Consider the following 15,876-nt stretch of genomic DNA (forward strand, 5'->3'; position numbering starts at 1 on the left):
TTCAAGAGAATACCATCCGCTATCTTCGTTTTCAGACCGACCTCATGAATAAGCCGGGTTTAAATCTCTCACCCCTCATCCCAAGTTTAATCTGCAGATCATAAAGTCTTTTAGCTCTTTCCCTGGCCTCTGAGTTCCATTCTTCAAAGCTATCTTTTGAATTTTGCACGTGAATAAAAAGTGCATTTTGCTCGACAACAAATTTATCTCTGAGTGTTGATAAAGATGCCTCTTCTCCTTGCGTACGACTAACTATATCGGAATCTTTATTTAAATATTCATAGCCATATAGCTGTCCCTGAAACTCCTCATAGCTTTGTGCTCCAGAAAAGCCTTTACCTATAACAAAGCTAACGAATGAATTCGCTCTTGTTATACCATATTCCATCAAGCAATCTATATAATTACGAATAAAAGGCAACCCACTCCATAGCCAATCAGTACTTAAGCCTCTAAGTGCACCGGATTTTATTTGATTAATCTTTTGGTTTAGCTGCGCATCAGTAGCGCTGTTCAAATCACTCCACCCTTCTAATTCATCGGCAGCAAACTTAAATCTCACTCCGGACTCGACATACTTGTTATTATTCCTAAATTGAGAAGGAATTTCTTCTTTAAGTCCTCTCCAAAACTCACCTTCACTTCTAAAAAACTCATATAACAAATTAAGAGATGTAAACTCGATCTCATGACCCGTACAGTCTACTAACTTAACACTTACGACTTTATCTCCCATGAATTGATACTCCATAAAGCGAACTACTAGTTAAATTAAAATATCATGAAGCCTAGCAGATTAGATCATAAGAAATACGTAAGAATAAAAGAAAATACTGATTCCTTACTACTAACATAGCATTTAAGGTTTAAATTTTCACCGCGATCACGGTAGCAGCCGCAGGCTGTGTTTGACGCTGAGTGGAGAATGGAAAAAGGCCGCGAGTGATCGCGGCCTTTTGGGTCTTCCGATACTACTGAAACACGGGTTTATCGCGTCGAATCCTCGTCCCCTACCGTGCCGCCCATCGGGTCCATGGCGCGGCTGGAGGGATATTTGTAGGAGGCGAATCGCACGGCGAGTACCGAGAGGGCGAGGAAGAAGATGCCGCCGCAGAGGTAGAGCAGGCCGATATCGGGGGCCTTGTGGTGGGAGACATCGCCGATGAGGTAGCGCGTCAGCGCGGTGATGGCGATGTAGAGCAGAAAGCGGATCGGCAGGTGGTTGGTCTTGAAGTAGATGCCGACCATCGCGCCGAGTTCGAGATAGATGAACAGCAGCAGGATGTCATCAACGCTCGCCGAGCCCTTGGCGAACATCTCGAAGAAGGCCGACACCGAGGCAATGGCGATGGCCCCGCCGATGGCGAACAGGCCGAGATAATGGAAGCCTTCGACCAGGAAGTTGCCGATCGAGTTGGCTTGCTTGTGCATGCGCTCTCGATGCTTGTCTAGCCTGTTCATGCCGCGTGTCCTCAGGCAGAGATGATGAGAAAGAGACTGCAATATCGGTGCCGCGGTCGTGATGAAGGCAAGATTGGGCCAAGTAGCCCGCGCAGGCGCTGCCCTACCAGCCGAGGGTCTGCTTGACGAAGGGAATGGTGAGCTTGCGCTGGGCGGAGAGCGAGGCGTTGTCGAGCTCGATCATCGCGGCGAACAGACCCGGCAGGCTGCGCGGCCCACGATGCAGGATGTAGCGGGCGACCTCATCGGGCAGCGCGAGGCCGTGGTCCTTGGCGCGCAGCTTGAGCGCCTCGAGACGCTGGGCATCATCCAGCCCGGAGAGGTGGAAGGTGACGCCCCAGGAGAGGCGTGAGGCCAGATCCGGCAGGGTGACGGGAAGCAGGCGCGGCGCACAGCTGGCGCTGACCAACAGGTGGCGGCCACTGTCACGCAGGCGGTTGTAGAGGTGGAACAGCGCCTCTTCCCAGCGCTTGCGGCCGATCACGCTCTCGAGGTCGTCGATGGCGACCAGATCCATCTCGTCCAACCCCTCCAGCATGTGCGGCGGGAAGTGACCAATCTCCTTGAGCGGCAGGTAGAAGGCACGCTTGCCCTGCTCTCCCGCCAGATGGCATGCCGCCTGCAACAGATGGCTACGCCCACTCTGCTCACCGCCCCATAGATAGACGAAGGGCTCCCCGCCGTCAGCAAGCTGCCCCTTGAGGGCCTCTGCCAGCGAGGTGGAGGTGAAGTGGTAGTTGTCGAAGGTCGCGGCGTCGCGTACCCCGACGCCGAGTGCCATCTGTCCCTGTGTCATTGCCATCCGTCATGCTGGTTGTTGTTGCCGTGATCTCTCTCGATCACTGGGTATCCTCTGCCGCCGAAGACGCGGGTGGCTCACTGGCGGCCACGGGGCGAGAATCACGCTGTTGATCATATAAAGTACTGTTTTTATAGCGATCATGCAGATAACGCAAGAGCACCATGATCACGGCGGCCACCGGCAGCGCCAGCAGAATGCCCGTGAACCCGAACAGCTGCCCGCCGGCCATGACGGCAAAGATGACCGCCACGGGGTGCAGGCCAATCTTGTCGCCCAGCAGCAGGGGTTGCAACACCACGCCTTCCAGCAGCTGCCCCAGCGCGAAGACACCGCCCACCGCCAGCAGCGCCCACCACTCGCCGAACTGGAAGAAGGCCACCGTCGCCGCGATCAACACCCCGACGATGACGCCCAGATACGGCACGATACTCGCAAGCCCCGCCACCAGCCCGATCAACAGCGCGAACTTGAGGCCGATGATGGCCAGGCCGATGGCATAGACGATGCCCAGACTCAGCATCACCAGCAGCTGCCCGCGCAGGAAGGCACCCAGCACCTCGTCGCAGTCATGGGCCAGCCGCGTGGCGGTCGGCTCCATGTGGCGCGGCAGGAGCCCCTGCAGCTTCTCCTTCATGCGGTCCCAGTCGAGCAGCAGATAGAAGGTGACGACGGGAATCAGCGCCAGGTTGCCCAGCCAGATGGCCATGGCGAGCCCGGATTTGGAGACGGTGCCCAGGAAGGCGGCGGCGAAGGTACCGGTTTCCTTCCAGTTGCCCAGCAGCAGCGAGCGCACCTGATCGAAATCGGCGCTGAAATCCATGCCGGTGAAGGCCTGCACTTCCGGCAGGATCGTCTCGCGTATCCAGTTGAAGACCATCGGCATGAAGCTGATCAACTGCGCCAGCTGACGCCCGAGCAGCGGCACCAGAATGAGCAGCGCGATCAGCAGCACCACCGAGAGCACGCTGAACACCAGGCTGACGGCCAGTCGGCGCGACAGGCCCTTCTCTTCCAGCCAGTCGGCCAGCGGGTCGCCCAGATAGGCGAGAATCATGCCGATGAAGAACGGCATCAGAATCGGCTCCAGCAGAACCAGCAACCCGAGCAGGGCCACCCCTGCGGCCAGCAACCACCATTTACGCTGCATCATCACTCCTTGAGACAAGCTGTGTGGCTCACAGAGGGCATGTCGCCGACGGTCCACGCATGCCCCCATTGTTGCCTGTCACTGACTCACCCACAAGCGCCCGGCGAACGGGACGACCCGCCTGACGAAAGATGGCCAAAGGGACTGGCGCGCCTTCAGGAAAGCGCTCGGGGCGTGTCTTTCACATCATGGCCATTTTTTGTGAAACGCCACGGTGTCAGCCGTGAAGCGCAATGCTACAATAGCCGCCTTTCTTTCCCCCGATCGATCGTGTCTCACCGCTCAGGCCGCACCGACAGGAACCTCACATGACGCAACGCCCCCAGGACTCCTCGCCCAGCAAGACTTCCTTGAGCTACAAGGATGCAGGTGTCGATATCGATGCAGGCAACGCCCTCGTGGAACGCATCAAGGGTGTCGCCAAGCGCACTCACCGCCCGGAAGTGATGGGTGGTCTGGGTGGCTTCGGCGCCCTGTGCGAACTGCCGCAAGGCTATCGCCAGCCCGTGCTGGTCACCGGTACCGATGGCGTGGGCACCAAGCTGCGCCTGGCCATGGACCTCAACCGTCACGACACCATCGGCATCGATCTGGTCGCCATGTGCGTCAATGATCTGGTGGTCGCCGGCGCCGAGCCGCTCCAGTTCCTCGACTACTATGCCACCGGCAAGCTGGACGTCGACATCGCCGCTGACGTCGTCACCGGGATCGGCGAAGGCTGCCTGCAGTCCGGCTGTGCACTGGTCGGCGGCGAGACGGCCGAGATGCCGGGCATGTACGAAGGCAGTGACTACGACCTGGCCGGCTTCTGCGTCGGTGTGGTCGAGAAGTCCGAGATCCTCGACGGCAAGAAGGTCGGCGAAGGCGACGTGATTCTGGGTCTGGCCTCCTCCGGCCCGCACTCCAACGGCTACTCGCTGATCCGCAAGATTCTCGAAGTCGCCGATGCCTCGCTGCTGGAGCAGCAGATCGACGGCCAGCCGCTGGCTGACGCCCTGATGGCGCCGACGCGCATCTACGTCAAGCCGCTGCTGTCCCTGCTCAAGGAAAGCGATGTCAGCGTGCACGCCATGTCCCACATCACCGGTGGTGGCCTGCTCGAGAACATCCCGCGCGTGCTGCCGCATGACTGCACCGCCGAGATTGACGTCGCCAGCTGGAAGCGTCCGGCCGTGTTCGACTGGCTGCAGCAGCAGGGCAATGTCGAGGAGCACGAGATGCACCGCGTGCTCAACTGTGGCGTCGGCATGGTCGTCGTCGTGGCCGCGGCGGATGCCGATGCCGCGCGCGCTCACCTGGAAGCCCAGGGCGAGACGGTCTTCACCCTCGGTGCCATCCGTGCACGCAAGGGCGAAGAAGAACAGGTCCAGCTGGAGAATCTGTCCGCATGATCGAGCCGACTACCAACGCCTCCAACGGTGACACTCTCGGCGGCTTCGGCAACGGTTTCGAGGCGGATGACACGCCGGTACGCCCACGCGTCGTGGTACTGATCTCCGGCAGCGGCAGCAACCTGCAGGCGCTGCTGGAGGCTCAGGAGCACGATGAGCTGGGCGGCGACGTGGTCGCGGTGATTTCCAACAAGGCCGATGCCTACGGCTTGGTGCGCGCACGCGAAGCGGGCGTGGATGCCGTGGTGCTGCCGCATGACGAGTACGAGAATCGCGAGCACTATGATGGCGCCCTGATCAAGGTGATCGAACGCCACGAGCCGGATCTCATCGTGCTGGCCGGCTTCATGCGCATCCTGTCGCCGATCTTCGTGCAGCGCTTCTTCGGTCGACTGATCAACATCCATCCGTCACTGCTGCCGGCCTGGCCGGGCCTTGATACCCATCGCAAGGTTCTGGAAGCTGGCGAGAAGGAACACGGCGCCAGCGTGCACTTCGTCACCGAGGAGCTCGACGGTGGTCCGGTGGCGATCCAGGCCGTCGCCAACGTGCTGGAAGGTGATGATGAAGCCAGCCTCAAGGAACGCGTGCACACGCGTGAGCATCTGATCTACCCGATCGCGGTGCGCTGGTTCCTCGAAGGCCGCCTGAAGCTCGACGGCGAAGTGGCCAAGCTCGACGGCCATGACCTGCCGGTGGGCGGTCTGCGCCTCTCCCACGCCGATGTGGAAGAAGAGCTCAGCGATGAGCTGCCGGAAGGCGAAGAAGACTGATCCGCACTGTCTGCCTTGCTGACAAGGCAGGCTGAGCTGACAGCGAGCTGAAAACAGAAGACCCCGTGACATGCCAATGTCACGGGGTCTTCTTGTCTCTCACGCTTCCCTTCTCTCTCGGCGCTTGCGCTTCTAGAAGGTATAACTCACGCCCACCTCGCCGCGCGCCGTCACCTCATCCCAGGTCTCGATGCCGGCGCCCAGATGCAGCATGGCATTGCGACCCAGTTGCATGCGCCAGCCGCCATCGACACGCAGGTAGTTGTCACTGCCGCGATCGAGATCCTCGGCGCTGTAGGCGTTGGTCGGCAGGCTCGCCAGACGCACCTCGGCGCTCTCGGCGTCATCATCGAGACGCTTGCCGTAGGCCAGCTCCCCGTAGAGGCCGAAGCCATCCGCGACGGCGCGATCGACCATGAAGCCCAGCTCGACACGCCGATCGCGCAGCGTCTGATCCGAGACGCTCAGAGCATTGGCGGCAGAGCCGGATTCGGTGTAGCCATCGAGGTCGGACTCGGTGTGGCGATAGGCCACGAAGGGCGCGTTGTACCACAGCGAATCGGCGGCGGTGAGGCGATAATCGAGACGCGCCTCGGCGCTGAAGCCATCGCCATCCGTCTCACCGGACAGGGTGCGCGATGACTGGCCCAGCGCGACATGGCGGTCGAGGTCGTACTCGAAGTCACCGTAGCTGGCCACTGCCTGCATGCCAACTCTGCCCAGCTGCTGACGGGCGAACAGACTGAATACCTGACCTTCCAATTCAAGCTCACTGCCGTCGTCGACATCGAAGTCCGCATGGCGCTGACTGACCGCCACCCCGCCCCAGGCGCGGCCGAGCGCGTTGTCCAGCGGCAGCATCACGCCGACACCCGCGCCGCGCTGTTCGCTGTCAACGCCTTGCTGGCCGGTGGAGGTCTCGCCATCGCCGGTGCCGCCAATGGCCGAGCCGATGGCGAACACACGCACGCCCGTCTCCCCTCCCACGTGCGGATGCTGCGCCCCGGGGCGCAATTCATCGGCGAGACTACGCTGACTGGCATTGAGCGCCCCCGTGCCCAGCTGCGGCGCCAACCCCAGTACCGAGGGCGCGGCGAGCATCGCATAGGCGTAGTCGGCGAGAATCTCCTGGCCGGCGGTGGTCGGGTGCACCCCGTCATTGAACAGCAGGGAGTCCGGGTCTTCTGCAGCTCCGCCCAGCCCATAGGGCGTGACGTTGCAGCTGTCCGAGAAGCACACCTGGGTCAGCGGCACGTCGCTGGCAAAGCCGAACTCGGCCGGCGATGCCAGTACCTCCTCGAGAATGCCGACGGTGTCGAGCCGGATGATGTTGACCTGACCATCCAGCGCCGCCAATCGCTCGCCCAGCGCGTCATTGAAGACGCCCACCAGCGCGGAGGTCCCCGCCGCCTGCGCGGCACCCGCCGACTGACCGGCCGGCGTGCTGCCGACATCCGGCAGGTTGGAGACCATGATGGTGGTCGCCCCCGCCGCCGCCAGTGCCTCCACCGCCGCGACCAGATTGCCGGCGGAGGCGACCGCCGTGGCCGGTGAGGTGATCACGCCCTGCAGGAAGTCATTGCCACCGCCATTGACGTAATAGAGGGCGTCGGGGTCGGCACTGCCGCCGGTGCTGACCAGATAGCCATCCTCGACCCTGAGCACCGTACCACCGCCCGGGCTGCCCGCGGGGATGACCACCTCAGAGCCATCTTCATCTGTCACCGAGGCCAGAATCTGCGCCGTGGTATAGCCGCCCACGGCGTAGTTGGTGCCGTCACTGAAGCCGGCCAATTGATAGATCACCGAGGTGGAAGGCTCAGCGGCAAGCCCAAGCTCCGTGGCCAGCAACTGGGTCGAGACACTGCCATAGGGCGAGTTCTCGTAATCCGGCCCGCTGCGGTTGGTGAATCGCAGGCTGTTGAGGCCGCCCAGGGTGGTATCGGGGAACTGCCCGGAATCGCTCAGGCTGTCGCCGAAGAGATAGATGTCGGAATAGGCCTGCGCGGGAGTCGTTAGCAGCGTGGTGCTGATGGCGAGCGCGAGACTGCTCAGAGTGAAACGTCGGACCAGACCGCTGGCGCTGGTCGGAGGGAATACAGCGCGATGTGAACGCGATGGCATGGCGTGCCCCTTGCTTGTGGGAGGTATCCGTCCTGCAGCCACTCTGGGGTGGCCTGCAGACAAGCATAGGCAATAAAACAAGTGATTGAATCGATTGTTTCGTTCAACTTCCGACTAATGCTTCGGCTCGCAAGCAGCAAGCCAGCGAGCACATCCGCGACGGATCTCGCCTGCGTTCACGCAAAGAAAAAGCGCCTCCCGGGGGAGGCGCTTTCGGCAATCACAGGTGCGGCTGGCAGCGGAAGCTGTACCGCTACCGGTGCCTCAGGTACGCGGCAGTGTCACGCCACGCTGGCCCTGATACTTGCCACCGCGATCCTTGTAGCTGGTCTCGCAGACTTCGTCGGACTCGAGGAACAGCATCTGCGCCACGCCTTCGTTGGCGTAGATGCGCGCCGGCAGGTTGGTGGTGTTGGAGAACTCGAGGGTGACGTGCCCTTCCCACTCCGGCTCCAGCGGCGTCACGTTGACGATGATGCCGCAGCGCGCATAGGTGGACTTGCCCAGGCAGATGGTCAGCACGTTACGCGGAATGCGGAAGTACTCGATGGTACGGGCCAGCGCGAAGGAGTTGGGCGGAATCACGCAGGAGTCGCCTTTCACGTCCACGAAGCTCTTCTCGTCGAAGTGCTTGGGGTCCACCGTCGCCGAATGGATGTTGGTGAAGACCTTGAACTCATCCGAGCAGCGCACGTCGTAGCCGTAGCTGGAGGTGCCGTAGGAAATCACACGGCGCTCATCGTGAAAGCGCACCTGATCGGGCTCAAAGGGTTCGATCATGTCGTGGCTTTCGGCCATGCGACGGATCCACTTGTCGGATTTGATGCTCATCGAGCGTACCTGACTGACTGATGGGGGAGAGACGCGTGAGCGCCATGAAACGCGGGCCAGCATGATACCGGCCCGCTGCGCCGCTGGAAACCTCGCGACGAGGCGACGGCGGCGTGTCGGCTCAGGCTCAGCTGAAGCTGATGCTCGGGCCTTCGTCCGCCTCGGCAGTGTCCAGGGTCTCGATGACCTGACGCGCGATGGAGAGGAAGCACTTGGCCACCTCGCCTTGCGGCTCCGCGATCACGCTGGGACGACCACCATCGGCATTCTCGCGGATGCTCAGGGTCAGCGGCAGCTGGCCCAGCAGGCGAGTCTGGTATTCCTCGGCGATGCGCTCACCGCCACCGGCACCGAAGACCGCTTCACTATGGCCACACTGGCTGCAGGTATGCGTGCTCATGTTCTCGACCACGCCCAGCACCGGCACCTTGACCTTGCGGAACATCTCGATGCCCTTCTGGGCATCCAGCAGCGCGATATCCTGCGGCGTGGTGACGATGACAGCCCCGGAGACCGGCACCTTCTGTGACAGGGTCAGCTGGATGTCACCGGTGCCCGGCGGCATGTCGATCAACAGCACGTCCAGCTCTCCCCAGGCAGTCTGGTTGAGCAGCTGCTGGAAGGCACCCGCGACCATCGGGCCACGCCAGACCATCGGGTCCTTCACGTCGACCAGGTAAGCCATCGACATGGTCTTGATGCCGTGGGCCTCGATGGGGCTGAAGACCTGCTCACCGGCCATCTCCGGACGCTGACCGGCCGGCACGCCGAACATCTGCGCCTGACTCGGCCCGTAGATGTCGGCGTCCAGCAGGCCGACCTTGAGACCTTCCTGAGCCAGCGCCAGTGCCAGATTGGCGGTGACGGTGGACTTGCCGACGCCACCCTTGCCGGAGGCGACGGCCACGATGTGCTTGATACCTTCCATACCTTGAAACTCCTGTGACGGCCTGCGCGGCGCGATGAACGTGGCGCGCAGGCGTCTGAACTGTCAGCGAAAAAAGCCGTGGAACACGATGGGCACAGTATGCCTGCCACCGCGATACGGGCCAAGCCGATGCACCATGTCCAAGGAAACCATGCCCCCGGGGGCAATCAGAAACGCACGTCGACCGGCAGGAAACGCCACTCGCCCGGTGCCATGCGGCCCAGCAGGATCGCGCCCAGGCGCAGACGACGGACCTCGATGACCTTGAGGCCCTGCTCCTCAACCGCGCCACGGATACCGCCCACCGGCACGCGCTTCATGGCGATGCGCAGACGGGTATCGCTCTGCCAGCTGATGCTGACCTTGGGCTTGCGGCCACGGATGTCGGCGCACAGCGCGAAGCCGATACGCTTGAGGCCGTCGTCATCAAGCGTGCCTTCCACTTCGACGACGTATTCCTGCTCCAGCTGGTCCAGGTCATCACCGAGCTTGCGGATCACGCCGCGATTCTGTGACCACACCGCGAGACCGGACTCCTGCTCGGCCAGCTCCGCCAGCGGCTGCTGGGACAGGAAATGCACCTTGAGCCAGTCGGCACCGCTGTGGTCCAGCGCACTGCGCGGCGCGCCGTCACGCAGGGTGAGCGGGTCCGGCAGCGGAGCGCCCGGCGGGCGATACCACACCAGAGTCATCGGCGCGATGGGCTCCATGCTGGCGCCCTCATCGACCGTGACTTCCTCATCCGTGACCTTGAAGAACGGCGCCTCGACGACTTCGCCCGCGACTCGCACCACGCCCTGGGCGATGAGATGCTCGGCTTCACGACGTGAAATGCCCTGCTGATGGGCCAGGAACTTGGATAGACGGACGGGTTCAGTCATGGAAACTCTCAAGGACAGCGACGCTAGCGACCGGAGGCAATGGCACGCACCAGCGCAGGATGACGAAGTGTGATGCACGATGGACAATCACGAAGACTGGCCATGATAACGACATGCCGGCGCGATGACACGGGAGAATGCCCGCCGCCGCCCGGCGTGATTCAATGGCGGCAGGGAACTCTTCCCGACTGTCGTCGTCTGAGCTGCGTCAGAGTTGCGTTGAAGCCGACAAGGGGCATCGAACGAATGACATCGGGCAAGATGGCGCGTCTGCGCGACTCGCCCTCATGCGACCATCACTGCTCGATCGCGCCCGAAGGGTCATCACGCCGGGGGATGCCTGTGTCACTGCCTAGATTGGCACACCACCCCAAGCCTACAGGACATGTCTACAGGTAAACTGCATGCGTCCATCGACATCCGCGCACCCCGTGCGTGCCCACGCTCCACCCCCGGCACCGCGCCGCGGCATTGCCGGCATCGACCGCCACGCCACGCTGCGTGGACTGCGTCATCTGCTGCTTGTCGCGGGGCTGACGCTGGCGGCTGGCTGCTCGGCGCCACAGGCCTCGGACACCCCTGCCGCTGCCAATGCCGTCAGCGCCGCCGCCAAGGCCGAGCGCCTCGAGAGCCTGCTGGTGCGAGGCCAGGACGACATCCCCGATGAGCTGTTGCTGACCAAGGCCGGCGCCCGCGCCATCGACCCCAATGGCCAGCGACCGGTGGACGACCCGCTGACCTGTCTGGCGCGCGCCGCCTACTGGGAAGCCAAGGGCGAAGGCCGAAGCGGCATGCAGGGCATCGTCAACGTGGTGATCAATCGCGCCGCCGACCCGCGCTTCCCCGACAGCCTCTGTGGCGTGGTCAAGCAGGGCGGCGAGAGCGGCAGCTGCCAGTTCTCCTGGTGGTGTGACGGGCGTTCCGACAGGATTCGCGAGCCGGAAGCCTACGCCGAGGCACGCGACGTGGCTCGGCAGGCGCTCAACCATCAGCTGGAAGACGTCACCGACGGCGCGCTCTACTTCCACGCCCGCTACGCCACGCCCTACTGGGCCAAGCGCTTCGTGCGCACCGCGCGCATCGGTCAGCACCTGTTCTATCGCAACTGAGCGCGAGCCGCTGCTGCTGGATGACCGCTGTTGAGAGCCAACCGACACTGCGACCACAAGTCGGAAACACGACGCCCCCGTTGCCATTGGCAGCGGGGGCGTCTGCATGAGAGCGGCTGCGCTTACTTGTCCGGCTGGGCCGCTAGCTTGGTACGGATGAATTCGCTGTGACTGACGTGCAGCAGTCCGGCAAGCCGGCGGATGCGATGCTCCTCATGGGCATCCAGCTCGCCATCGGCGTACGCCAGCTCCCAGAGCATGCCGATCAGCTCGGTGCGCTCCTCAAGGCTCATGTGCTCGTTGAGCTGCTTGACGAAGCGGTAGTGATCCGTGGCCTGTTCGGCATCCTGTTCGGCCTGGGACAACAGGCTGGCAAGCTCATCCTTCTCCAGCGAGAAACGCTCGGCCAGCTGGCGTGCAAGCGCTTCTCGCTCGCGCACGTCGAGGTGGTCATCGGCGCGCACCACCTCGAACATCAGCACGGCCATCGCAAGTTCGGGGCCAGGTTCATCGTTGGGGCGCGCGTTGCTGCCGGGCATCATCACCTGACGGATGAGACGATTGATCTGACCGGCGACGGATAGTTGAGCTGCCATGCTGACCTCCAGAAACGGGAAAAGTGGCGTATAGCATCCTTCATGAGGGCGCCGGGAAGGGATGCAACCGCACAGTTGCGCATGGCGGCGTTGCTGGTGACGCGACGCGCCCTTCGCGCCGCCCGCACCTTCGCGATATAGTAGCGCTCATCCCGACGGGGCGATGCGTTCGCCCCTATCACGTGTCATTCCGGCGAGCCGCTGCCCTTCACGCAGCAGGCGCCCTTTACCGTCAAGACGAGGCCTCATGTCAGCGCGCAAGATTCTGGTCACCAGTGCCCTGCCCTATGCCAATGGGTCGATCCACCTGGGTCACCTGCTTGAGTACATCCAGACCGACATCTGGGTACGCTTCCAGAAAAGTCGTGGCCACGAATGCCATTACGTGTGCGCCGATGACGCCCACGGTACCGCCATCATGCTGCGTGCCGAGCAGGAAGGCGTCACCGCCGAGCAGCTGATCCAGCGCGTGAGTGACGAGCATCAGGCCGACTTCGCCAAGTTCGGTGTCGACTTTGACAACTACCACTCCACCCACTCGCCGGAGAACCGCGCCCACAGCGAGCGCATCTATCTGGCGCTGCGTGATGCCGGCCATATCGCCACCCGCGATATCGAGCAGATGTTCGACCCGGTCAAGGGCCTGTTCCTCGCCGACCGCTTCATCAAGGGCACCTGCCCGAAGTGCAAGACCGAAGACCAGTACGGCGACAACTGTGAAGCCTGCGGCGCGGCCTACACCCCGGCCGAGCTGATCAATCCGGTCTCGGCCATCTCCGGTGCTACCCCGGAAATGCGCACCTCCACGCACTACTTCTTCAAGCTGCCGAACTTCGCCGAGTTCCTGCAGGAGTGGACCAAGAGCGGCCGCGTGCAGAGCCAGATTTCCAACAAGCTGCAGGAATGGTTCGAGGCGGGTCTGGCCGAGTGGGACATCTCCCGCGATGCACCCTACTTCGGCTTCGAGATTCCCGACGCGCCGGGCAAGTACTTCTACGTATGGCTGGACGCGCCGATCGGCTATCTGGCCAGCTTCCAGAACCTGTGCGAGAAGCAGGGCATCGACTTCGACAGCTACTGGAAGGCCGATTCCGACGCCGAGGTCTATCACTTCATCGGCAAGGACATCGTCTACTTCCACGCCCTGTTCTGGCCGGCGATGCTGGAAGGTGCCGGCATGCGCACCCCGACCGGCGTCAACTGCCACGGTTTCGTGACCGTGAACGGCGCCAAGATGTCCAAGTCGCGCGGCACCTTCATCAAGGCCGATACCTACGCGCAGTTCCTCAACCCGGAATACCTGCGCTACTACTTCGCCGCCAAGCTGACCTCCGGCGTCGATGACCTCGACCTCAACCTCGAGGACTTCACCGCCCGCGTGAATTCCGACCTGGTCGGCAAGGTGGTCAACATCGCCAGCCGCTGTGCCGGTTTCGTCAAGAAGCTGGGCGACGGCAAGCTGTCCGCCACCTGCGCCGAGCCGGAGCTGGTCGAGCGCTTCATCGCCGCTGGCGAAGGCATCGCGGCGGACTTCGAAGCCCGTGAATTCGCCCGCGCCATGCGCAAGGTGATGGAGCTGGCCGATGAAGCCAACACCTACATCGCCGACAAGGCGCCGTGGGCGATGGCCAAGGAAGACGGTCGCGAGCAGGAAGTGCTCGAGGTCTGCTCCGTAGGCATCAACCTGTTCCGCCAGCTGATGGTCTATCTGGCGCCGGTGATTCCGGAGCTGGCCGACAAGGCGCGCGACTTCCTGAACCTCGAGAGCCTGGACTGGGCCAGCCGCGAAAGCGTACTGAGCGATCATGCCATCAACAAGTTCAAGCCGCTGCTGACCCGTGTCGAGCCGGAGCGCATCGACAAGATGCTCGAAGCCTCGCGCGAAGTGCTGGTCGAGGAGCAGAAGATCAAGGACGGCACCGCCAAGGCGGAAGCTGCCGCCGCGCCGAGCCCGCTCGACGCCGACCCGATCGCCGAGGAGATCGACTTCGACACCTTCATGAAGACCGACCTGCGCGTGGCGAAGATCGTCAAGGCGGAGCACGTCGAGAAGGCGGCCAAGCTGCTCAAGCTGACATTGGATATCGGCGGCGAGACGCGCACCGTATTCTCCGGCATCAAGTCCGCCTACGCGCCGGAAGCCCTGGAAGGCCGCCTGACCGTGATGGTCGCCAACCTGGCACCGCGCAAGATGCGCTTCGGTGTCTCCGAAGGCATGGTGCTGGCCGCCGGTGATGACGAAGGCATCTACCTGCTGGAGCCGCACACCGGTGCCAAGCCGGGTCAGCGCGTCACTTGATCCGCTGATTCAGCCTCGCTGAAGCCTCTTCAGCGCGACGCCCCGCCAGAGAGTCTCTGGCGGGGCGTCGTCGTTCAGGCATCTGGCTCAGGACTCGGCAGTATCACGATCACTCGTAACGACGGCCGGCATGCTCCAGCCAGCCGCCCACATGGCGGCCACCGGGATCATGATGCGTCCAGTGGATCACGCCGCCCTTGTCGGTCCACTCGTATTCCCCGTAGAAGCCGATGCGATCCCCGACCTGAAGACTGTCGATACGCGGCGCGAGATCGATGTTATGCGCCACCAGAATGGTGGTCCCGCCTGCCACTCGAATCAGGAATTTCTGATGACGACTGCCCTTGAGATCATCCCGGAGCAGGCGTATCACCTCCCCCGTGCCGCGCACCTGCACATCACTCTGCTGCGCGCGGATGGCATCGCGCAGGCGCTGCTCATCCGCGGAGCCGGTGCCCTGTTCCTGCGTGGTCTGCGGAGAGCGGAAGTCGCTCCACCACTGTGTGAGCGAAAGGTTGCCATTGCCCGTCAGCTGGGAAATTCCCGCCAGGATGACCACGATGACAATGACCCACAACGGCCGCCTGCCGCGCGAACCCGATCGACGCATATCCCACTCCTTGTGCAATCTCTTGAGGATGAAGAGACACTGGCAACGCCAGAATCATAAAAAGTAATAAAGGAATTCTTCTTTATTACTTCAAGAACCAAGCAAAACACGAAACAATGGCCGTCTCACACTGGCAACACTGCGCCTTGATTGCCACGCTACAGGCTGTCGGCAGGCAGTATCTTGCGTATAATGCTGCCGCGCTCGACGCTCCTTCCTGACGTGCCGCATCCTGACTGCGCACGACAGCGACGCGCCATGATCTTCTGCTAGCGCAGCGTCATGCCTGTCGACCGTACACCAGAGCGCCTTCGAAACACCCTGACCGAGCGACGCCCCTGATGAGTGAATACCTTCTTATCCTGATCAGCACCATCCTGGTCAACAATTTCGTGCTGGTTCAGTTCCTTGGCCTGTGCCCGTTCATGGGGGTCTCCAACAAGCTGGAGTCGGCGATGGGCATGTCGCTGGCCACCACCTTCGTGCTCACTCTGTCCTCGATGTGCGCCTACCTGACCTACCACTTCATCCTCGCGCCGCTGGGGCTTGAGTACCTGCGCACCATCGCGTTCATCATGGTGATTGCCGTGGTGGTGCAGTTCACCGAGATGGTGGTCAAGAAGACCAGTCCGCTGCTCTACCAGGTGCTGGGCATCTTCCTGCCGCTGATCACCACCAACTGTGCGGTGCTCGGTGTGGCGCTGCTGACCCTGAACCGCAATTCAAGCTTCATGGAAGCCACGCTCTACGGTTTCGGTGCGGCCGTGGGCTTCTCGCTGGTGCTGGTGCTGTTCGCCGCCATGCGTGAGCGCCTGGCCTTCGCCGATGTGCCACGCCCCTTCCAGGGCCCGGCCATCGCGATGATCACCGCCAGCCTGATGTCGCTGGCCTTCCTCGGCTTCTCCGGACTGGTGCAGATCTGAC

Annotated in this window: 15 protein-coding genes; 5 read left to right on the forward strand and 10 right to left on the reverse strand. The window is 62.3% G+C overall.

The window, feature by feature from the left end:
* Positions 1–31 precede the first annotated feature (31 nt).
* The 4 genes from ACZYGA_RS00840 to ACZYGA_RS00855 all read right to left on the reverse strand — a co-directional run bounded on the left by ACZYGA_RS00840 (position 32) and on the right by ACZYGA_RS00855 (position 3,410).
* Positions 32–736, reverse strand: a complete 705-nt coding sequence (locus ACZYGA_RS00840) for a hypothetical protein (RefSeq protein ID WP_479398299.1) — start codon at positions 734–736, stop codon at positions 32–34.
* Positions 737–987: 251 nt separating this feature from the next.
* Complete coding sequence (locus ACZYGA_RS00845; RefSeq protein ID WP_240916616.1) at positions 988–1,431, reverse strand: phosphate-starvation-inducible protein PsiE; 444 nt, start codon at positions 1,429–1,431, stop codon at positions 988–990.
* A 133-nt stretch (positions 1,432–1,564) separates the two neighbouring features.
* Positions 1,565–2,263 carry a DnaA regulatory inactivator Hda gene (gene hda / locus ACZYGA_RS00850; RefSeq protein WP_084208224.1) on the reverse strand — a complete coding sequence of 233 codons (699 nt, stop codon included), beginning with the start codon at positions 2,261–2,263 and terminating at the stop codon, positions 1,565–1,567.
* A 37-nt stretch (positions 2,264–2,300) separates the two neighbouring features.
* Positions 2,301–3,410, reverse strand: coding sequence for an AI-2E family transporter (locus ACZYGA_RS00855; protein WP_127734819.1), 1,110 nt, complete (start codon positions 3,408–3,410; stop codon positions 2,301–2,303).
* 308 nt (positions 3,411–3,718) lie between these two features.
* Between ACZYGA_RS00855 and purM the strand changes: the two genes are divergently transcribed.
* Both purM and purN read left to right on the forward strand, forming a co-directional pair.
* Entirely contained in the window at positions 3,719–4,801 is a 1,083-nt protein-coding gene (gene purM, locus ACZYGA_RS00860; protein ID WP_077374169.1) for a phosphoribosylformylglycinamidine cyclo-ligase, read from the forward strand.
* The gene (gene purN, locus ACZYGA_RS00865; protein ID WP_176494409.1) at positions 4,798–5,574 is read left to right on the forward strand and encodes a phosphoribosylglycinamide formyltransferase; all 777 of its coding nucleotides are present in this window, start codon (positions 4,798–4,800) and stop codon (positions 5,572–5,574) included. The genes purM and purN overlap by 4 nt, the downstream gene beginning before the upstream one ends.
* A 132-nt stretch (positions 5,575–5,706) precedes the next feature.
* On the opposite strand, the gene ACZYGA_RS00870 is transcribed toward purN, so the two are convergent.
* From ACZYGA_RS00870 to ACZYGA_RS00885, 4 genes are all read right to left on the reverse strand, one after another.
* On the reverse strand, positions 5,707–7,698 hold the full coding sequence (locus ACZYGA_RS00870) for an autotransporter outer membrane beta-barrel domain-containing protein (RefSeq protein WP_404625235.1): 1,992 nt from the start codon (positions 7,696–7,698) through the stop codon (positions 5,707–5,709).
* A gap of 264 nt (positions 7,699–7,962) precedes the next feature.
* Positions 7,963–8,529 carry a dCTP deaminase gene (dcd, locus tag ACZYGA_RS00875; RefSeq protein ID WP_043334107.1) on the reverse strand — a complete coding sequence of 189 codons (567 nt, stop codon included), beginning with the start codon at positions 8,527–8,529 and terminating at the stop codon, positions 7,963–7,965.
* A gap of 127 nt (positions 8,530–8,656) precedes the next feature.
* Positions 8,657–9,457, reverse strand: a complete 801-nt coding sequence (gene apbC, locus ACZYGA_RS00880; RefSeq protein ID WP_404625233.1) for an iron-sulfur cluster carrier protein ApbC — start codon at positions 9,455–9,457, stop codon at positions 8,657–8,659.
* A gap of 167 nt (positions 9,458–9,624) precedes the next feature.
* The gene (locus tag ACZYGA_RS00885; protein WP_404625232.1) at positions 9,625–10,338 is read right to left on the reverse strand and encodes an RNA pseudouridine synthase; all 714 of its coding nucleotides are present in this window, start codon (positions 10,336–10,338) and stop codon (positions 9,625–9,627) included.
* Between the two features lie 404 nt (positions 10,339–10,742).
* On the opposite strand from ACZYGA_RS00885, the gene ACZYGA_RS00890 reads away from it, so the two are divergent.
* The gene (locus ACZYGA_RS00890) at positions 10,743–11,447 is read left to right on the forward strand and encodes a cell wall hydrolase (protein WP_404625230.1); all 705 of its coding nucleotides are present in this window, start codon (positions 10,743–10,745) and stop codon (positions 11,445–11,447) included.
* A gap of 122 nt (positions 11,448–11,569) precedes the next feature.
* Here the strand turns inward: ACZYGA_RS00890 and ACZYGA_RS00895 are convergent, their stop codons facing one another.
* Positions 11,570–12,043, reverse strand: coding sequence for a tellurite resistance TerB family protein (locus ACZYGA_RS00895; protein WP_077374187.1), 474 nt, complete (start codon positions 12,041–12,043; stop codon positions 11,570–11,572).
* Between the two features lie 247 nt (positions 12,044–12,290).
* Here ACZYGA_RS00895 and metG point away from each other — a divergent pair, with 247 nt between their 5' ends.
* A complete protein-coding gene (metG, locus tag ACZYGA_RS00900) occupies positions 12,291–14,342 on the forward strand; it encodes a methionine--tRNA ligase (RefSeq protein WP_404625228.1) in 2,052 nt (683 codons plus the stop codon).
* A gap of 109 nt (positions 14,343–14,451) precedes the next feature.
* Here metG and ACZYGA_RS00905 read toward each other — a convergent pair whose 3' ends face one another.
* Positions 14,452–14,952, reverse strand: a complete 501-nt coding sequence (locus ACZYGA_RS00905) for a DUF3465 domain-containing protein (protein ID WP_136938641.1) — start codon at positions 14,950–14,952, stop codon at positions 14,452–14,454.
* Positions 14,953–15,293: 341 nt separating this feature from the next.
* On the opposite strand from ACZYGA_RS00905, the gene rsxA reads away from it, so the two are divergent.
* Positions 15,294–15,875 carry an electron transport complex subunit RsxA gene (gene rsxA / locus ACZYGA_RS00910; protein ID WP_077374196.1) on the forward strand — a complete coding sequence of 194 codons (582 nt, stop codon included), beginning with the start codon at positions 15,294–15,296 and terminating at the stop codon, positions 15,873–15,875.
* Position 15,876 lies beyond the last annotated feature (1 nt).

This window comes from Cobetia sp. BL01, assembly GCF_056493605.1.

Bases quoted from the DNA above. Each gene is read 5' to 3' on its own strand.
- rsxA (WP_077374196.1), top strand. From the start codon at position 15,294: ATGAGTGAATACCTTCTTATCCTGATCAGCACCATCCTGGTCAACAAT.
- ACZYGA_RS00890 (WP_404625230.1), top strand. From the start codon at position 10,743: ATGCGTCCATCGACATCCGCGCACCCCGTGCGTGCCCACGCTCCACCC.
- dcd (WP_043334107.1), bottom strand. From the start codon at position 8,529: ATGAGCATCAAATCCGACAAGTGGATCCGTCGCATGGCCGAAAGCCAC.
- ACZYGA_RS00905 (WP_136938641.1), bottom strand. From the start codon at position 14,952: ATGCGTCGATCGGGTTCGCGCGGCAGGCGGCCGTTGTGGGTCATTGTC.
- ACZYGA_RS00895 (WP_077374187.1), bottom strand. From the start codon at position 12,043: ATGGCAGCTCAACTATCCGTCGCCGGTCAGATCAATCGTCTCATCCGT.
- ACZYGA_RS00885 (WP_404625232.1), bottom strand. From the start codon at position 10,338: ATGACTGAACCCGTCCGTCTATCCAAGTTCCTGGCCCATCAGCAGGGC.
- ACZYGA_RS00855 (WP_127734819.1), bottom strand. From the start codon at position 3,410: ATGCAGCGTAAATGGTGGTTGCTGGCCGCAGGGGTGGCCCTGCTCGGG.
- hda (WP_084208224.1), bottom strand. From the start codon at position 2,263: ATGGCAATGACACAGGGACAGATGGCACTCGGCGTCGGGGTACGCGAC.
- metG (WP_404625228.1), top strand. From the start codon at position 12,291: ATGTCAGCGCGCAAGATTCTGGTCACCAGTGCCCTGCCCTATGCCAAT.
- purM (WP_077374169.1), top strand. From the start codon at position 3,719: ATGACGCAACGCCCCCAGGACTCCTCGCCCAGCAAGACTTCCTTGAGC.
- apbC (WP_404625233.1), bottom strand. From the start codon at position 9,457: ATGGAAGGTATCAAGCACATCGTGGCCGTCGCCTCCGGCAAGGGTGGC.
- ACZYGA_RS00870 (WP_404625235.1), bottom strand. From the start codon at position 7,698: ATGCCATCGCGTTCACATCGCGCTGTATTCCCTCCGACCAGCGCCAGC.
- ACZYGA_RS00845 (WP_240916616.1), bottom strand. From the start codon at position 1,431: ATGCACAAGCAAGCCAACTCGATCGGCAACTTCCTGGTCGAAGGCTTC.
- ACZYGA_RS00840 (WP_479398299.1), bottom strand. From the start codon at position 736: ATGGGAGATAAAGTCGTAAGTGTTAAGTTAGTAGACTGTACGGGTCAT.
- purN (WP_176494409.1), top strand. From the start codon at position 4,798: ATGATCGAGCCGACTACCAACGCCTCCAACGGTGACACTCTCGGCGGC.